At 70.3% G+C, this 16,992-nt stretch carries 17 protein-coding genes; 7 read left to right on the top strand and 10 right to left on the bottom strand.

Going from position 1 to position 16,992, the window contains the following annotated elements; all coding sequences use genetic code 11:
• The first annotated feature begins 104 nt into the window (after nucleotides 1-104).
• On the top strand, nucleotides 105-374 hold the full coding sequence (locus tag ACYVLP_RS26415) for a GlsB/YeaQ/YmgE family stress response membrane protein (RefSeq protein ID WP_452269368.1): 270 nt from the start codon (nucleotides 105-107) through the stop codon (nucleotides 372-374).
• Nucleotides 375-615: 241 nt separating this feature from the next.
• A complete protein-coding gene (locus tag ACYVLP_RS26420) occupies nucleotides 616-885 on the top strand; it encodes a GlsB/YeaQ/YmgE family stress response membrane protein (protein ID WP_460630246.1) in 270 nt (89 codons plus the stop codon).
• Between the two features lie 6 nt (nucleotides 886-891).
• On the opposite strand, the gene ACYVLP_RS26425 is transcribed toward ACYVLP_RS26420, so the two are convergent.
• Nucleotides 892-1,659, bottom strand: a complete 768-nt coding sequence (locus ACYVLP_RS26425) for a ferritin-like fold-containing protein (RefSeq protein ID WP_460630247.1) — start codon at nucleotides 1,657-1,659, stop codon at nucleotides 892-894.
• Between the two features lie 240 nt (nucleotides 1,660-1,899).
• Here ACYVLP_RS26425 and ACYVLP_RS26430 point away from each other — a divergent pair, with 240 nt between their 5' ends.
• The 4 genes from ACYVLP_RS26430 (at nucleotide 1,900) to ACYVLP_RS26445 (ending at nucleotide 6,568) form a co-directional block, all read left to right on the top strand.
• Entirely contained in the window at nucleotides 1,900-3,603 is a 1,704-nt protein-coding gene (locus ACYVLP_RS26430; RefSeq protein ID WP_460630248.1) for a DEAD/DEAH box helicase, read from the top strand.
• A 163-nt stretch (nucleotides 3,604-3,766) separates the two neighbouring features.
• Complete coding sequence (locus tag ACYVLP_RS26435) at nucleotides 3,767-4,027, top strand: hypothetical protein (RefSeq protein WP_452269364.1); 261 nt, start codon at nucleotides 3,767-3,769, stop codon at nucleotides 4,025-4,027.
• Nucleotides 4,028-4,041: 14 nt separating this feature from the next.
• Nucleotides 4,042-5,874, top strand: coding sequence for a glutamine--fructose-6-phosphate transaminase (isomerizing) (gene glmS / locus ACYVLP_RS26440; protein ID WP_460630249.1), 1,833 nt, complete (start codon nucleotides 4,042-4,044; stop codon nucleotides 5,872-5,874).
• Between the two features lie 130 nt (nucleotides 5,875-6,004).
• Nucleotides 6,005-6,568, top strand: a complete 564-nt coding sequence (locus ACYVLP_RS26445) for a pyridoxamine 5'-phosphate oxidase family protein (protein WP_460630250.1) — start codon at nucleotides 6,005-6,007, stop codon at nucleotides 6,566-6,568.
• Nucleotides 6,569-6,571: 3 nt separating this feature from the next.
• Here the strand turns inward: ACYVLP_RS26445 and ACYVLP_RS26450 are convergent, their stop codons facing one another.
• The 8 genes from ACYVLP_RS26450 to ACYVLP_RS26485 form a co-directional block, all read right to left on the bottom strand.
• Nucleotides 6,572-7,402: a ParA family protein gene (locus ACYVLP_RS26450; RefSeq protein ID WP_460630251.1), complete on the bottom strand. Its 831-nt coding sequence runs from the start codon at nucleotides 7,400-7,402 to the stop codon at nucleotides 6,572-6,574.
• A 28-nt stretch (nucleotides 7,403-7,430) separates the two neighbouring features.
• Nucleotides 7,431-8,075, bottom strand: a complete 645-nt coding sequence (locus ACYVLP_RS26455; protein WP_460630252.1) for a maleylpyruvate isomerase N-terminal domain-containing protein — start codon at nucleotides 8,073-8,075, stop codon at nucleotides 7,431-7,433.
• A 1-nt stretch (nucleotide 8,076) separates the two neighbouring features.
• On the bottom strand, nucleotides 8,077-8,964 hold the full coding sequence (locus ACYVLP_RS26460; RefSeq protein ID WP_460630253.1) for a RecB family exonuclease: 888 nt from the start codon (nucleotides 8,962-8,964) through the stop codon (nucleotides 8,077-8,079).
• Between the two features lie 82 nt (nucleotides 8,965-9,046).
• A complete protein-coding gene (locus ACYVLP_RS26465; protein WP_460630254.1) occupies nucleotides 9,047-9,661 on the bottom strand; it encodes a MarC family protein in 615 nt (204 codons plus the stop codon).
• Entirely contained in the window at nucleotides 9,658-10,536 is an 879-nt protein-coding gene (locus ACYVLP_RS26470; protein WP_460630255.1) for a PHP domain-containing protein, read from the bottom strand. The genes ACYVLP_RS26465 and ACYVLP_RS26470 overlap by 4 nt, the downstream gene beginning before the upstream one ends.
• A gap of 93 nt (nucleotides 10,537-10,629) precedes the next feature.
• The gene (locus ACYVLP_RS26475) at nucleotides 10,630-11,583 is read right to left on the bottom strand and encodes a type IV toxin-antitoxin system AbiEi family antitoxin domain-containing protein (RefSeq protein WP_460630256.1); all 954 of its coding nucleotides are present in this window, start codon (nucleotides 11,581-11,583) and stop codon (nucleotides 10,630-10,632) included.
• 168 nt (nucleotides 11,584-11,751) lie between these two features.
• Nucleotides 11,752-12,285: a MaoC family dehydratase gene (locus tag ACYVLP_RS26480; protein ID WP_452269355.1), complete on the bottom strand. Its 534-nt coding sequence runs from the start codon at nucleotides 12,283-12,285 to the stop codon at nucleotides 11,752-11,754.
• Nucleotides 12,286-12,394: 109 nt separating this feature from the next.
• Nucleotides 12,395-13,936 carry a threonine/serine exporter family protein gene (locus tag ACYVLP_RS26485; protein WP_460630257.1) on the bottom strand — a complete coding sequence of 514 codons (1,542 nt, stop codon included), beginning with the start codon at nucleotides 13,934-13,936 and terminating at the stop codon, nucleotides 12,395-12,397.
• A 209-nt stretch (nucleotides 13,937-14,145) separates the two neighbouring features.
• Between ACYVLP_RS26485 and ACYVLP_RS26490 the strand changes: the two genes are divergently transcribed.
• Nucleotides 14,146-15,690 (top strand): aminopeptidase P family protein, encoded by a 1,545-nt coding sequence (locus ACYVLP_RS26490; protein WP_460630258.1) that lies wholly within the window; start codon nucleotides 14,146-14,148, stop codon nucleotides 15,688-15,690.
• 113 nt (nucleotides 15,691-15,803) lie between these two features.
• On the opposite strand, the gene ACYVLP_RS26495 is transcribed toward ACYVLP_RS26490, so the two are convergent.
• On the bottom strand, nucleotides 15,804-16,958 hold the full coding sequence (locus tag ACYVLP_RS26495) for a hypothetical protein (protein WP_460630259.1): 1,155 nt from the start codon (nucleotides 16,956-16,958) through the stop codon (nucleotides 15,804-15,806).
• Nucleotides 16,959-16,992 lie beyond the last annotated feature (34 nt).

The raw sequence follows: 16,992 nt of genomic DNA on the forward strand, positions 1-16,992 counted from the left end.
TCCCCACACGACCCGTCGTGGTGAGAGATTGACGGTGTTGCAACTGGTATCCGTGCATGGGCACGGGTCAGAAAGACCGCTCCGACGGTCAGAAAGGCTGTGACATGCTTGGCGCAATCATCGGGGCCATTGTCGCCGGACTCATCATCGGCGCACTGGGCCGACTCATCCTGCCTGGCAAGCAGAACATCTCGATCCTCATGACCATCGTCATCGGGATCGTCGCATCACTGCTGGCGACCTTCATCCTCGGAGCGATCTTCGGCTACGAGAACGCCAACGGCGGTGTCCGCTGGTGGTACTGGATCGTCGGGGCCATCCTGGCCGCGGTCGGCATCTCGGTCTACGGCCGCATCTCGAAGAAGTCCGTGTGAGCTGATCTCCCGGCGCCGCACGGCAGGTCCGCACGGCGCAGGGAAGGCAGTTCGGAAAGGGCTCGACCGACATGGTCGGGCCCTTTCGTCGTCTCCAGGGACAACACCGCATCGACGAGCGCTCCAGAGGGTTCGCGCGGCCTGCCGCCCAGCAGGTGGGTGACGTGGTTGAGTAGGAGCAGACTGGGACGGCCCGGTCCACAGGTGCCCGCGGCGCGGGCGCGAAGGAGGAAGCGTAGACATGGTCGGAACCATCCTGATGGCCCTCGTCGCAGGGGCCATCGTCGGGCCGCTTGCGCGTTTTGTGCTCCCCGGAAAGCAGCACATCGGCGTGTTGATGACGGTCATCCTCGGCGCCGTCGGCTCGGCGATCGGCGCCTGGCTCTACAAGGTCATCTCAGGGCGAAGCGACACCCCGGGCATCGACTGGATCTCGTTCATCATCGGTGTCGCCGTGGCGGCACTTCTCATCCTCGGTTACGGCATGGTCAGGGGAAACAAGACCACCTGAGCCGGCTCACGCCGAAAAGCCCAGGCGCTCCATCCGGCGGGTGTGCTCGTCGGTGAGCCGCGCGAACATCCGGCCGAGCTCTGCGAGGTCCGCCCCGGCGCGGCCGGGGGCGCCGACGAGGATGCTCGCAAGGGCGTCGCGTTCGACGCCGACCCGCTGCGCCTGAGTGATCGCCTCGCCCACGAGGCGGCGACCCCAGAGCGCAAGGCGTCCTGCGACGCGCTGGTCTGATGCGATGGCCTCGCGCACGGCCGTGACGGCGAAGTCGGCCTGCCCGGTGTCCTCCAGCACGCCGAGCACGAGGGCGCGGGTGTCCGCGTCGACGTAGTTGGCGATCTCGCGGTAGAAGTCCTGCGCGATGCCTTCCCCGACGTAGGCCTTGACCAGGCCCTCGAGCCAGTCGGACGGGGCCGTGCGCTCGTGGAACTGGTCGACGGCTGCGACGAACGGTCCCATGGCCTCCTCCGGCTCGACGCCCAGCGCGGTGAGGCGCTCGGTGAGGACGGCATAGTTGCGCAGCTCGTGCGCGGCCAGGGTGGCGATCTGCGACTTGTGGTGCAGCGACGGAGCCAGCTCGGCGTCCTTCGCCAGCTGCGAGAAGGCCCGCAGCTCACCGTAGGCGAGCACCCCGAGGAGCTCGGTCACCGCCGCGCGGTATGCCGGGTCGGCGTCGGAGACCGCCGGGTCGGCGTCGGAGACCGCCGTATCGGCGGCGGAGACCGCCGGATCGGCGTCGGACATGGAGGGGGCGGCGTCGCTGGGGCCGTCTGTCATGGCGCCCACCCTAGTGAACGGATTCGGGCGTACCCCGCGTTGCCAGTAGACTGTGCCGGACAACTCGGTGCCCGGTCGGCCCCGTGGCTCACACCAGATGGTGCTAGCGGGCTCCCGCGTGCACCGGCGGAGTCCTCGCTCGAGCGAGGCCACCCACCGCCAGACACTCTCCGATCGGCCCGCCACGCGCCACTGAGCTCCCGTGTTGCACGGGGTGCTCGTGCCGATCGAGAGACACACATGACCGAGCTTGAAGAGACCTCGCAGACCACCGCTGAGGCCCCGACCCCCGAGGTCAGCTTCGCCGACTTCGACGTCCACCCCGACATCGTCGCCGCCCTTGCAGACGCGGGCATCACGACCCCCTTCCCGATCCAGGCGATGACCCTGCCGGTGGCGCTCTCCGGCCACGACATCATCGGCCAGGCCAAGACCGGCACCGGGAAGACGCTGGGCTTCGGCGTCCCGATGCTCAACCGGACCGTCGCACCCGGCGACGAGGGGTATGCCGGCCTGGCCCGCCCCGGCAAGCCGCAGGCGCTGGCGGTCGCCCCCACCCGTGAGCTGGCCGTGCAGGTGGCCGGCGACCTCGAGCGAGCCGGCAGGCGCCGCGGGATCCGTGTGCTCACGGTCTACGGCGGCCGGGCCTACGAGCCCCAGATCGAGGCGCTCAAGGACGGCGTCGAGATCGTCGTCGGCACCCCAGGACGGCTCATCGACCTGTCCAAGCAGGGACACCTTGACCTGTCGCAGGCCCGCACGGTCGTGCTCGACGAGGCCGACGAGATGCTCGACCTCGGCTTCCTGCCCGACGTCGAGACGCTCATGGCGCTCACGCCGGGCTCGCGTCAGACGATGCTCTTCTCGGCCACGATGCCAGGTGCCATCGTCGCGCTCGCGCGCCGCTATATGACCCAGCCGACGCACATCCGCGCGATGGGTGACGACACGGAGAACGCCCACACGGTCAAGGCCATCGAGCAGTTCGTCTACCGCGCGCACGCCCTCGACAAGGTCGAGATGCTCTCGCGGATGCTCCAGGCCCAGGGCCGCGGGCTGACCATCGTCTTCAGCCGCACCAAGCGGACCGCAGCCAAGGTGGCCGAAGAGCTGGTCGACCGGGGCTTCGCCGCGGCCGCCATCCACGGTGACCTCGGCCAGGGTGCTCGCGAGCAGGCGCTGCGCGCGTTCCGCAACGGCAAGGTCGACGTGCTCGTGGCCACTGACGTGGCGGCCCGCGGCATCGACGTCGAGAACGTCACGCATGTCGTCAACTTCCAGTGCCCTGAGGACGAGAAGACCTACGTGCACCGCATCGGCCGCACCGCCCGCGCCGGCAACACCGGTGTCGCCGTCACGTTCGTCGACTGGGACGACCTGCACCGCTGGACGCTGATCAACAAGGCGCTCGACCTCGGCATCCCCGAGCCCCAGGAGACGTACTCCAGCTCCGAGCACCTGTTCACCGACCTCGACATCCCGACCGATGCCAAGGGCTTCCTGCGCAAGTCCGAGCGGACGCGGGCCGGGCTCGAAGCCGAGGAGGTCGAGGACCTCGGCGAGACCGGCAAGCGCCACGGACGTGGTGGGGCGAGTCAGGGCGGATCCGGTCGTGCTGGACGCTCGCGCACCAGCGGTGGTGCCGGTCGCGACGGCCGCGACGGCGGCGACTCCGAGGCGCGCGACGGTGACGGCGGCGAGACCCGGACCCGGCGCAGCCGCAACCGTCGGCGTACCCGCGGCGCGGGCGCGGCGGCCGCGGCCGCTGCAGGCACCGATTCGGGTGCCGATTCGGGTGCCGATTCCCGTGCCGATTCCGGTGCCGACGCGCCCGCCGGTTCGACGGGCGGTTCGACAGGCGCCGAGGACAGTGCGAAGCCGGCGCGCCGGCGACGCCGCCGGGGCGGCGCTGGTCGCGAGAGCTCCGTCGCCAGCACCGACTGACCCGACCGGGCTTCACGCGGCAGATCAGTCTGCGTCTGGGGGCGCCAACCTCGCACGACCAGCAGACTGATCCGCCGACCGATCTTGCCAACTAACCCAAAGAATCTGCCCGAAGTCGGGCAGATTCTTGGTTTTGGGACCGCCGTTTGGCACAGTCGAGCCCGTGCCTGATCCAGAACTCGTCGCACGGGTCGCCGACTCGGCCGGGCTGACCCCGGCCGAGGCGGCCCGCGTCATCGGCGACGTGCTCGCGCACTACCGCGAGCCGCTCGAGGACTACGTCCAGCGCCGCCATGCACACCTGCAGCTGCACGGCACGCGCAACGCCGCCGCCTTCCGGATCATCCAGGACGAGCTGGCGGACCGCCTCGTCGCGGCTCCCCCGCTGACGGAGCGGCAGCTGCGCCGCATGATCTACGGCTGAGAAGGAGACCTCACATGTGTGGAATCGTCGGCTACGTCGGGCAGCAGCCCGCCGCACCCATCCTCATCGAGGGGCTCACCCGCCTCGAGTACCGCGGGTACGACTCGGCCGGCATCGGCGTGCTCGCGTCGTCTGCGCAGGCAGCAGGCGCGACCGTGGTGAGGCGCGTCGGGCGAGTGCGCGAGCTCGAGGCGGCTCTGCCCAAGCGGCTCACCGGCCAGGTGGGCATCGGACACACTCGGTGGGCGACCCACGGACCGGCGACCGAGCCGAACGCCCATCCGCACACCAGCGCCGACGGCCGCATCGCCGTGGTGCACAACGGAATCATCGACAACGCCGCCCAGCTGCGGTCGCGGCTCGCCGGCGAGGGCGTGACCTTCGCATCGGACACCGACACCGAGGTCGTCGCGCACCTGGTCGGCCGCTCGGCCGAGGCCACGCTCGAGGAGCGCGTGCTCGACGCGCTCGAGCACGTCGTCGGGACCTATGCGATCGCGGTCATCGATGCCGACGCTCCGGACCGCATCGTCGTGGCCCGCAACGGGTCGCCGCTCATCATCGGGGTGGGTGACAAGGAGATGTTCGTCGCCTCCGACGTGTCGGCACTGGTGCGGCATACCTCGTCGGTGATCCACCTCGACGACGGCGAGCTGGCGGTCGTCAGCGCGCGCGGCTACCGCACCTTCACCCGCGACACCCATGACACCGGGCGCACGCCGACCACGATCGACAGCGCCGACGAGGCCGCCGAGCTCGGCGAGCACAGCCACTTCATGGCCAAGGAGATCGCCGAGCAGCCCGAGACGGTCTCGCGCATGCTTCGCGGCCGCCTCGATCTGCGGTTCGGCACGGCTCGGCTCGACGGCCTCAACCTCAGCCCGCGCGAGCTGCGCGCCTTCCGCCGGGTGAAGATCCTCGGGTGCGGCTCCGCGTTCTACGTGGGTGAGCTGGGCGCGTTGATGATCGAGGAGCTGGCCCGGATCCCGGCACACGCGGAGGCCGCGTCGGAGTTCCGCTACCGCAACCCGATCATCGAGCCCGACACCCTCTACGTCGCGGTCAGCCAGTCCGGGGAGACGGCCGACACCGCTTTCGCCGTCCGCGAGATCAAGCGCAAGGGTGGTCAGGTCGTGGGCCTGGTCAACGTGGTCGGCTCCACGATCGCCCGGGAGTGCGACGGCGGAATCTACCTGCACGCAGGTCCCGAGGTCGCCGTCGCCTCGACGAAGGCCCTGACCCACATGGGTGTCGGTTTTGCCCTGCTCGCCCTGCTGCTCGGGCGCGTCCGCGACCTCTCCGTTGAGGACGGCAAGCGCATCCTTGCCGGACTGGAGCGACTGCCTGCGGACATCGCCACCGTGCTCGAGGGCGAGCGAGGCATCGCCGAGATCGCGCACGAGCTGGCCCAGGCCGAGAGCCTGTTCTTCATCGGTCGCGTCCGCGGCTTCCCGGTCGCTCGGGAGGGGGCACAGAAGCTCAAGGAGATCTCGTACCGGCATGCGGAGGCGTACCAGACCAGCGAGCTCAAGCACGGCCCGCTCGCACTCATCGAGCCCGCCCGCCCGACGGTGGCGGTGATCCCCGACGACGAGCTGACCGACCGCAACATCGCCGCGGCCGAGCAGGTGCTGGCTCGGGGTGGGCGCGTCGTGGCGGTGACGCATCCCGGGGTGGACCTCAGCGCCGTCAGCGCGCGACGGATCGACGTGCCTCGCAACGAGGTCGAGCTCGACCCCATCCTCCTGATGATCCCGATGCAGCTGCTGGCCCTCCACGCCGCGCAGGCTCTGGGGCTCGACATCGACAAGCCGCGCAACCTCGCGAAGTCGGTCACGGTCGAGTGACGACCTCGCTTCGGGGGCTCGTGTCGCAGGACGCGTCCGTCCACGGTTCGGCCGCGGCGCGTGTCGACGGCGCGCGCTTCCTAGTCTGGGTGGGGACGCCCGACCCGGGGCGGCGAAGGGAGAGCCAGCCATGAAGCTGCACGAGTCGATCGACGGGCGCCTGCGCACGTTCATCGAGAGCCAGCACCTCTTCTTCGTGGCGACTGCGCCGCTCGACGCCGAGGGACACGTCAATGTCTCACCGAAGGGGCTGGACACGTTCCGGGTCGTCGACGAGCACACCGTGGTCTACCTCGATCTGACCGGGAGCGGCTCCGAGACCGTGGCCCACCTGCGCGAGAACGGCCGGATCACGCTGATGTTCTGCGCCTTCGACGGCCCTCCGAACATCGTGCGGCTGCATGGCCGTGGGCGGTACCTGACCCCAGACCACGACGAGTTCGCTTCGTGGGCAAAGCAGTTCGAGGAGTTCCCCGGCATCCGCGGGGTGGTCGTGGTGGCCGTCGACCGGGTCTCCGACTCCTGCGGGTATGCCGTGCCGCTGATGACGTACGACGGCGACCGCGACCTGCTGACCTCGTGGTCGCAGAACCGTGGCCCCGAGGGCCTGGTCCGCTACCGCTCGGAGAAGAACGCGACGTCGATCGACGGGCTGCCTGCGCTCGACACCGGCGAGCCGGCCCAGGCCGGCTGAGCCTCAGAGCCGGGCGGCCAGGCCTGCAGCGACGTCGCGGTACGCCTGCGCGCCCTTCGAGCTGCGCGCAGTCGTGAGGATCGAGCGCCCGACCGCGGGAGCTTCCGCGAACCGCACCGTCTTCGGGATCGGCGGCTCGAGCACGGGTAGGTCATAGCGCTGGCCGACATCGGCGAGCACCTCGCGCGCGTGGTTGCTGCGGCCGTCGTAGAGCGTCGGCAGGATGCCCCAGACCTCGAGGTCCTTGTTCAGGATCTTCTGCACGTCGGCGACGGTGTCGAGCAGCTGCCCGACGCCACGGTGGCTGAGCATCTCGCACGGCATCGGCACGATGAGCGCGTCGGCCGCGGTGAGCGCGTTGAGCGTGAGCACTCCGAGGCTCGGAGCGCAGTCGAGGAGCACGACGTCGTATGCCGCCCGGCTGGCTTCCAGCGCAGTCCGCAGGACGAACTCACGGCCGGGTCTGGAAAGGAGCGTGGCCTCGGCACTGGCCAGGTCGATCGTCGAGGGCACCAGGTCGATCCCCTCGTCGCACCGGAGCACGGCTGCGGCCAGGTCGGTGCCGCCCGTCAGGACGTCGTGGACCGAGACCTCGACCGTGTCCGGGTCGACTCCGAGGGAGAAGGTCAGGCACGCCTGGGGGTCGAGGTCGATCAGCAGGACCCGCAGGTCGCGCTCGGCCAGTGCGGCCCCGATGCTCGCGACGGAGGTGGTCTTCGCGACCCCACCCTTCTGGTTCGCGAAAGCGATGGCCGTCGCGGGTGCAGGAGCGGTGCCGACTGTCGTGGAGGGTTGGCTGGCAGGCTGGTCGCCCTGGGGCGTGCGGTTCGCCATGTCGGCAAGTCTGTCAGGTCGGGCTCGATCAGAAAGCCGAGATCGTCGCAGGGGCCCGCTCCGTGCGGGTGAGCGCAGCCACCACGGCAGCCTGCCCGTGGCGCCTGACGGCGAGGTGAGCGAGCAGCCCGAGAACCGGGTCGAGCACCGCAGCCGGCAGCGACGGTGCCGGCACGCCCAGGCTGGCGGCCACGTCCTCGCCGTGAACGACGATCTCCATCATCCGCCCGACCAGAAAGTCATCCAGCGCCAGTGACCAGCCCTGCCAAGGGATGAGCACGGCTCGGTCCTCCGGTGCCGCGGCGAGCAGCTCGGGAAGCGCCTTCCGCGCGGCGACGACTCCAGCAAGCACCTCCTCCCGTCCGACCTCCGCCTTCTCGTCACTGCCCTCGCGGATCGCGACGTTGATCTCGTCGTCGAGGCTCGCGGTGACCCAGGCGGCACGCGCATAGTGCTCCTCGAGCGGGATCGGGTCGCTCGCCGGGGTCGAGTCGAGCAGCCTCGCGGCCGTGACGGGCTGGCTGGCCAGGTGCGCGACCAGGCCGCCCAGGCGCCAGTCGGCCAGGGCGCTGGGCTCGTCCCAGGCCGCGGCGACCTCGTCGCGGGCGACGATCGCGATGACATGGTCGGTCGCGGCGAGGAAGGCCTGTCTCAGGTCGGGTCGTGCGGGCATGTCACTCCTGCTGGCTGGCGGTCGGCTCGGGCGAGGCGTAGCTCGACGGCTCGAGGCCCGCCCAGTCGGACTGCTCCGGACCCTGCTGCTGCCCCTCGGGACAGTGGGCCCGGAAGTCGCACCAGGTGCAGAGGGTCGATGGACGTGGCGGGAAGCGCGGTGACTCGACGCCCACCGCGTCGAAGTCGGCATCGGCCCGACGCAGGTCGGTTGCGATGGACTCGGCCTCGGCGACCTTGCGGCCCAGGGACTCGTCCGTGTGGACGTGCGCGGCCACCGTGCCGGTCGGGACGTGGTGCAGCTCCACCCGGTGACAGGGGCGGCGGAACATCCGACCCGCCGCCACGGCATACAGCGCGAGCGGCAGAGACGTGCGGGCGTCGTCGTCGCCGGGCACCTGGCGACCCGTCTTGTAGTCGACGACGACCAGCTCGCCGTCGCGGTCGTCGAGCCGGTCGACCCGCCCGGTGATCGCGATCTCGTCCGTCTTGAGCGAGACGCTGCGCTCGAGCCCCACGGGCTGGCGCTCGCGGTCGGTGCGCCGGAGGTACTCGGTCACGGCGTCGCGCACCCGCAGCCGCCAGGTCGCCGACTCCTCGGGGTTGCGGAAGCCGACGTCGATCCACGACGTGCGGACCAGCTCCGCGACGCCGGCCGGCGTGCGGGAGCCGACGGGAAGGTCCCAGAAGTCGCGCAGCACGTTGTGGGTCGCGATGCCGACGGACGTGTGGGCCCGCTGCGGACGCGCCTCGGGCCGCGGGCGGTCGAGATAGTGCATGCGGTAGCGACGGGGGCAGTCGAGCCACGCGAGCAGGCGCGACGGGGACCCGGAATAGAGCGGCGTGGGCATGCCGGAGAAGCTCGTCTGCACGGGCTGTCCGATCGTCACCCGACCACCCTAGGTGGACGCTGCGACAACGTCGGGGAGCCGTCCCCAGCGCGTCGCGCCCCGCGGGACACGCGGCATACGGTCAGCCCTCGCCGGTGACGAATGCGCGCACGGAGTTCGCGATCATCTGCACGGCGATGGCCGACAGCAGCAGGCCCGCAATGCGTGTGAGCAGCATGGTGCCGCTCTCGCGCAGCAGCCGGCGCACCTGCCCGGCGAACCGCAGGACGAGGTAGACACACAGCATCGCCGCGACGAGAGCGGCTCCGACGGCGACATACTGCCCGCCGTCCTGGGCGCGCTGGACGGCCAGCATCGTGGCCACGATCGCGCCCGGCCCGGCGAGCAGCGGAGTGCCGAGTGGGACGAGAGCGACATTCACGCCGGCGTCGGCCACGGCATCGGACTCCCTGCCGGTGAGCAGCTGCAGCGCGACGAGGAGCAGCAGCAGCCCGCCCGCACCTTGCAAAGCGGCGATCGAGATGTGGAGGTAGTCGAGGATCCGGCGTCCGAAGAACGCGAACATCGCGATGACGAGCACCGCAACCAGCGATGCCCGCCGGGCCGCCACGTTGCGCTGGACGCGCGTCAGGGACGCGGTGAGTGCGAGGAAGATCGGCACGGCACCGGGCGGGTCGAGGATGACGATGAGCGTGATGAAGGTGCTGAGGAAGATCGTGCTGTCGAACCAGGTCACGGGCGGAGCACCTCGGTCACTCCGCTGGAGACCGCCTCGATTGCCTCGAAAACGCTTGGGGCAGTGGTGTTCTCGGCGAGACGGTTGACCTTGCCCTCGCCGTGGTAGTCACTCGAGCCGGTCAGCGCGAGATCGAGTCGCCGCGCCAGCCGCTGGGCACGCTCGACCTCCGCCGGCCCGTGGTCGCGGTGGTACGCCTCGAGGCCGAACAGGCCTGCAGCAGACATCCGCTCGACGAGGTCGTCGGTGACGCCGGCGCCGCGCGTTCGTGTGAAAGGGTGCGCAATGACCGGCACGCCCCCGGCCGCGCGCACGAGCTCCACCGCGCGCACGGGGTCCGGCGAGTAGTGCGTCACGTAGTAGCGCGAGTCGTTGGTGAGCCAGTCGCGGAAGGCCTCGTCACGGTGGGCGATCGTGCCGTTGGCCACGAGCGCGTCCGCGATATGCGGTCTGCCCGGGGTGGCTCCCGGGGCGACCTGGGCGAGCACCGCGTCGTACGTCACGGGTATGCCGTCCGCCGCCATCAGCTCGACCATCCGCTGCAGCCGGGTGGCACGGGAGTCGCGCGCCCTGGCGAGCTCGGACATCAGCGCGTCGTCGTCGGGGTCGGTGAGATAGCCGAGCAGGTGGATCGAGGCATAGCGCCACGAGCACGAGATCTCGATGCCGCGCACGAGCGTGACGCGCGTCCGGGCGGCCGCGTCGGCCGCCTCGGCCCAGCCCCGCACGGTGTCGTGGTCGGTGATCGCGAGGACGTCGACGCCGGCTGCAGCCGCGGCCTGCACCAGCTCCGTGGGGGTCTCGGTGCCGTCAGATGCGTTCGAGTGCGTGTGCAGGTCGACCACCTGCTCGGCATGCTCTCCCGTCGACGTCACGGCCCCAGACTAGGGGCTCCCCGCAACACACCCGGAACTCGCCTACTCCCCTGCAACACACCGAGCAGTCGCCAAAATCGACGGAAATAACCGTCAGGGTTTGCGACTGCTCGGTGTGTTGTGAGGGCGTGCCGATCGGATCCGGGCCCCGAGCAGGCCGGGCCGGTCGAGGTCGTCCCAGATCGCGCGCTCGACCGGGTGGCCCAGGCGACGGATGCGGTCCTCGCGCTGCTTCTCCAGCCACAGCACCTGCTCTGGGTCCGCAGCCTGGCCCTCGCCGGGGTCGCGTGCCCGCTGGTACTTCACCCGGCCGTCGAACTCGAGGACGACACCCTCGACCATGAAGTCGACCCGAGCGACCACCTCGCCGCTCGGCTCGCGAATCAGCACCTGACACTCGTACGTCAGACCCAGATCGTCCAGGACCAGGCGGGTGAGCGACTCACCTACTGACTCGGACGCGCCGTTCATCCGGAGCACGGCGTCGAGGGCGCGGGATCGTCCCTCGTGCGGTGTGAGACGCGCGACCTCGTCGACCAGCTGCGCGTGGGTGACGAGCCCTGCGTGCAGCGCAGCGTCGCCGGCCACCACCGCGCACTTGAGGCCCATGGTCAGCGCAGTACGGACGACCGACCGGGCTATCGGCTCCACCGGTATGCCGTCGACGACCTCCGGCCGGACCAACCCTCGCGGGTGGATCCACAGTCCAGAGCGTCCGACCGCCTGTTCGACGTCGCTCAGCATGTCGATGCGCCGCGCGTTGTACCCCCACAGTGGCAGACCACGAACCGCGAACGCCGAGTGATGGCTGACGGCGTCACCAGGGCGCGTCCGCGCGACCGCCATGACCGCGAGCCGGTAGCGCGAGTCGGGGTCGGCTGCTTCCCAGTACTGCCCAGACACGAACGCGCCCCGGCGAACCCGGATCAGCTCACCGTCGCGCAGGGCCCGGCGCACCATACCCGCGTCGATGCCGCGGATCCGCGCTTCTGCTGCCGAGAACGTGCCGGCCTGTTCGCCAGCCAGAGCGGCAATTCGCCTGTCCATGGCAGGAGGGTGGACGGCAAACGCCCGACGTTGCGCGGACCTACGATCTCCTGTGGACAACCTCTCTCGAAGTCTGCCCCCATGTGGACACCCCGCAACACACCGAGCAGTCGCGAAGTTCGACGGAAATAACCGTCAGGGTTGGCGACTGCTCGGTGTGTTGCGGGGTCAGGGGGTCTCGGGGCCGGGCCAGTTCTTGTCGGGGACGGGCGTCGGACGACCGGGCTGCTCGCCACCGCGCGCATCGAGGTAGCTCTGCTTGGGCACCATGACCTTGCGCCTGAAGATGCAGACCACCTGGCCGTCCTGCTTGTACCCCACCGTCTCGACATGCACCACGCCGCGGTCGTCCTTCGACGTCGACTCCCACTTGTCCAGGACGCGGGTCTCGCCATAGATCGTGTCGCCGTGGAACGTCGGCGCGACGTGCCGAAGCGACTCGATCTCGAGGTTCGCGATGGCCTTGCCCGAGACGTCTGGAACGGACATCCCGAGCAGCAGCGAGTAGACGTAGTTGCCGACGACGACGTTCTGGCCGAACTGTGTCGTCTCGCCGGCATAGTGCGTGTCGAGGTGCAGCGGGTGGTGGTTCATGGTCAGCAGACAGAACAGGTGGTCGTCGTACTCGGTCACCGTCTTGCCGGGCCAGTGCTTGTACACCGCACCGACCTCGAACTCCTCGTAGCTGCGTCCGAACTGCATGACCGACACTCCTGCCAACCGGACCGGGCGACCCGGCCAACCGTCAACGTCCGGTGCAAGCCTGCCCGAGCACACGGCATACGAACACGTCCGTATGCCGTGTGCTTGCTCACGCCGACGTGTCGGTCGCGCGCACCTGAGAGATCTCGCCGGTATCGGAGAGCACCGGAGCGCGACTGGCGATTGTCCTCGGGTCGGGGTCGGCCGGCAGAGTCGCCCCCGCTGCAGGCCGTGGATGGCTGCCCTGACGCTTGGCGAAGATCAGGCCGGCGAAGTACGTGCCCAGCGAGACCCCTGCGGCCAGGCCCAGTCCGATCCCGAACGCCTGGAGCAGGATCGGCAAGCCGAGGGCGAGGCCGTTCCCGTCGGGGTTGGTGACGATCTGCGAGATGCCTTCGTAGGCCAGCCGGCCAGGCAGCAGGGGCACGATGGCTGCGGTCGTCACGGCGAGCGCCGAGATGTTGAGGCGCCGCGCTATCGGGCGGACGGTGAAACCGACGACGAGCGCCGCTGTGGACGACGCGGCGACCGCCCCGAAGTCGGCCTGCTCGCTGATGCCGAGAATCACCCAGCCGACCGCTCCCGCTGCTCCGGCCATGGCCACTGCCCGGCCGCTGGAGTAGGACATCACCGCGAACGCCACCGAGATGATGACCGCGCAGACGACCTGGACGAGGATGTCGTCGCTGAGACGGGTCCGGGTGGCGATCGCGATCGGGTAGTCCAGACGCTGTCCGATGGCCAGGACGAACGAGATGCCCACGGCGATGCCGAGCGAGAGCACGACGACCTCGAAGGTCCTGGCGCCGGCGGTCACGTAGTACCCCTCGAGGGCATCCTCCGCCGCGCCCACGATGGACAGACCCGCGAGCAGCAGCACGATGCCGGACGCGACGACGAGCGACGGCGAGACGGCGCCGACGAACGACAGCCCCCATGACTGGGCCACGACGACGAGCGTCGCCACGACCGTCGGGATGGCTGCGCCGACGCACTGGGCGAAGAACGCGGCCACGCCGGCGGAGCTGAGCCAGGTCAGCACGCGCTCGACGACCGTCGCAGTGAGGAAGCTGAGCAGGATGATGAACGGTCCGGCGCCGACGAGTCCGGCGGCGCCGGCCGCGAGCGCGCCGCCCGCCACCGTGACGAGCCAGCGTCGGTAGCGGTGGGGCGAGGTGATGACCGAGTCGAACCGCACCCTGGCCTCGTCCACGTCGAGCGGCGCGCGGGTGAGCTCGACGATGAGGTCGCGGAGCCGCTCGAGCCGGGTGTAGTCCTGCACGCGGAACCGCACGATGCGCATGACCGTGATCGGGTCGGCGTGCGGGCCACGGTGGTAGGACACGGTGACTGACGTGTAGGTCACATCGACGTGCACGGACGTGAGGCCGTACGCCCTCGTGAGCATCAGCACCGTGGCCGTGACGTCCGCTGCCGCGGCGCCGGTGGCCAGCATCGCGACGCCCGCCCGCATGGCGAGGTCGATGACGGCCCGGGCGGTGTCGCGTTCGACGCCGTCGGGAGCGGTCCAGATCGGGATCTCGTCGGTCGGCGGGCCGCTCGGGCGCATGGCCCGCCGGGTGCTTGCGCGGAGCGAGGGCAGTGCCGCTCGCGCGGTGCTCGGCCGGTTCGGGCGGTCGGTGCGGGCCACCCCCCGACTGTATGCCGCCCGCCTCGGTCGGGGCGGCCGGGTGCCGCATCCGGGCCCGCCCCGGCAACACACCCGGGAGTCGTCAGCTCGCGCCAGTTGCAACCATGTCGGGCAGCGCGTTGCCGGGTGTGTTGCCGGGGTCTGTTGCGGGGTGTGTTGCCGGGGGAACCCGGTTCGGCGGGTCCCGTGGTTCGTGACACGATGGCCGGGTGACGAGCGAGAAGCAGCAGACCTCCCCCAGCCGCCGACGGCCCACGACCGACGAGTTCCGGGCCTTCGTCGCGACCGGGTGGGCGCCTCGCAGCACCGAGGTGACCCCTCGGGCCGAGGTCGCCGACTACGCAGCCAGACGACGCGACGCCCTCAGCGCCGCCTTCCCCGGTGAGCGCCTCGTGGTGCCGGCGGGCGGCCTCAAGGTGCGCAGCAACGACACCGACTACGTCTTCCGGCCGCACAGCGCCTTCGCCCATCTCACGGGCCTCGGCGGCGACCGCGAGCCCGATGCAGTGCTCGTGCTGGAGCCGACCGGTCCCGACGCGGACGGCGCGGACGCCGGGCATGAGGCGGTCCTCTACTTCCGGCCCCTGGCCGACCGCGACACCGAGGAGTTCTTCGGCGACTCCCGCTACGGCGAGTTCTGGGTCGGGGCTCGCCCGACGCTGGCTGACATCGAGTCCGAGCTCGGCCTCACGGCCCGGCACATCGACGAGTTCGGCGACGCGATCGCCAAGGATGCCGGCTCGGTGACAGTCCGCGTGGTTCGCGACGCCGACACCGACGTGGCGGCCCGTGTTGACCGGGTGCGCGACGTTGCGGCGGAGTCGCAGACCGAGTCGGAGGAGCGGGTCGACCGCCAGCGCGAGGCGGACGAGCAGCTGGCCGCCTTCCTCTCGACGCTGCGCTTCGTCAAGGACGAGTGGGAGATCGAGCAGATGCGCTCGGCCGTCGACGGCACCCACGACGGGTTCGACGCGGTCATTGCCGACCTGCCCGAGGCCGTGCGCCGGGGCCGAGGCGAGCGCTGGGTCGAGGGCGTCTTCGGCCTGCACGCACGCCACCACGGCAACGGCGTGGGCTATGACTCCATCTGCGCGAGCGGCGACCACGCGAACACGCTGCACTGGATCAAGAACACCGGCGACATCAAGGACGGCGACCTGATCCTGCTCGACGCCGGCGTCGAGGTCGACTCGCTGTTCACCGCCGACATCACCCGCACCCTGCCGGTGAGCGGCACCTTCACCGACGCCCAGCGCCGGGTCTACGACGCGGTGTATGCCGCGCAGGAGGCCGGCATCGCGGCGTGCAAGCCGGGCAACAAGTTCAGCGACGTCCACGCGGCCGCGATCCGGGTCATCGCCGAGCATCTGCACGAGTGGGGCCTGCTGCCCGAGGGCGTCGACGTGGAGGGCACACTCGACGCTGAGCACGGCCAGTTCCACCGCCGTTGGATGGTGCACGGCACGAGCCACCACCTCGGCATCGACGTGCACGACTGTGCTCTGGCCACGCGCGAGGAGTACTCCGACGCCGAGCTGAAGCCGGGCATGATCATCACCGTCGAGCCGGGCCTCTACTTCAAGGCCGACGACGAGCTCGTCCACGAGGAGCTCCGGGGCACCGGGGTGCGCATCGAGGACGACATCCTCATCACCGACGACGGCTGCGAGAACCTGTCGGCCGCGATGCCGCGCAGCAGTGCGGATGTCGAGAAGTGGATCGCCGGCATCTGGGCGCCCGCGACCACATCCTGACCCCTCACCGCACACTTCGAGACACCGCAACTCACCGAGCAGTCGCAAGGTCCGACGGAAATAACCGCAGACGTTGCAGGTTGCTCGGTGTGTTGCGTTGGAGCGGGTCGGGGCTACTTCGTCTGCGCCGGGACGGTCGCTGTCGTCTCCGTGCCCGCATTTCCGGACGACACGGAGCCGTTCGGGTCCGGGCCCGCGATCGGCGCGCTCCACTGCTCGACGAGCCGCACGAGCGAGGACGCGTCGTCCGCCTGAAGTCCGTTGCCGAGCACCTGCGGAGCGCACTCCGGGTCGACCTGGATCCGCACCTGCGGCCCGGCGTCGTAGTTCAGCAGGAGCGTGAACCGCGACGAGGACACCTTTCCCGAGCCATCGCACGTGTGTCCGGTCGGCTCGGACTTCAGCCCGCGCAGCTCGGCCACCACCTGCTTGCTCTGGTCGGCGTCGAGACGTGTGGCGTGGTAGGTGCTGTCGGCGGCCACACGGCATACGGTGACCTTCGGATCCCCTTCGGGCGCCAGGCTCTGGTCGTCGCCGAGTCGCCCCGTCAACGAGCCGAAGCACGGGTCCGGCGGGGTCTGCGCCGGCTCGCCGCCGACTATCGCGCGGATCGTCACACCGAGCGCCTCCCCCGACACGAAGTCACCGTTGGTGGAGTGGGAGCAGGCGTTCGGGTCGTCCTTCGCGGCCACCCACACGATCGCGTCGGTGTAGCGGGACCCCACGAGGTATGCCGTCTCGTTACCGGCCATCATCGTGCACACCTGAGGCTGGCCGTTCCATCGAGGCGCCCAGGCGAGCAGGTCGGTCAGGTAGCGGCGTTGCTCGGGCGAGGCCACGGTGCGCTGGGTGAGCTCGAACGGTGGGGTGAGCGGCTGCGTCGCGGCGATGTCCATGACCGGGTAGGCGCAGACGACCATGGACGTGGCCGCTCGGTCGGGTAGCAGGCGAGCGTTGCCGTCGACGTTGCCTTGCGGTTTCTCAGGGACCGTCATGCCCTCGGGCGAGGTGAGCGAAGCAGGGCAGTCGAGTGCGCCGTCCGGCGCGGTCGGCTGGTCGCTGACCGCTCGAACGGGTGCGCTCGTGACCGGTGCGGTGGTGCTCCCGATGCCCGGCGACTGCGCGCTGCCGCACCCGGCGAGCACGATCGCGGTGATGCCCGCGACCGCTCCGAGGGCCGAGCGGCCCATGACCCAGCGAGACGGAGCCCAGCGAAACGGAACCCAGCGAGACGTCGCCGAGCGTCGCGTGACCCCAGGACCTGACATGACGCTCCCTCCCAGCAGCCCGTGCTTCACCAGG

The organism is Intrasporangium mesophilum (genome assembly GCF_054783095.1).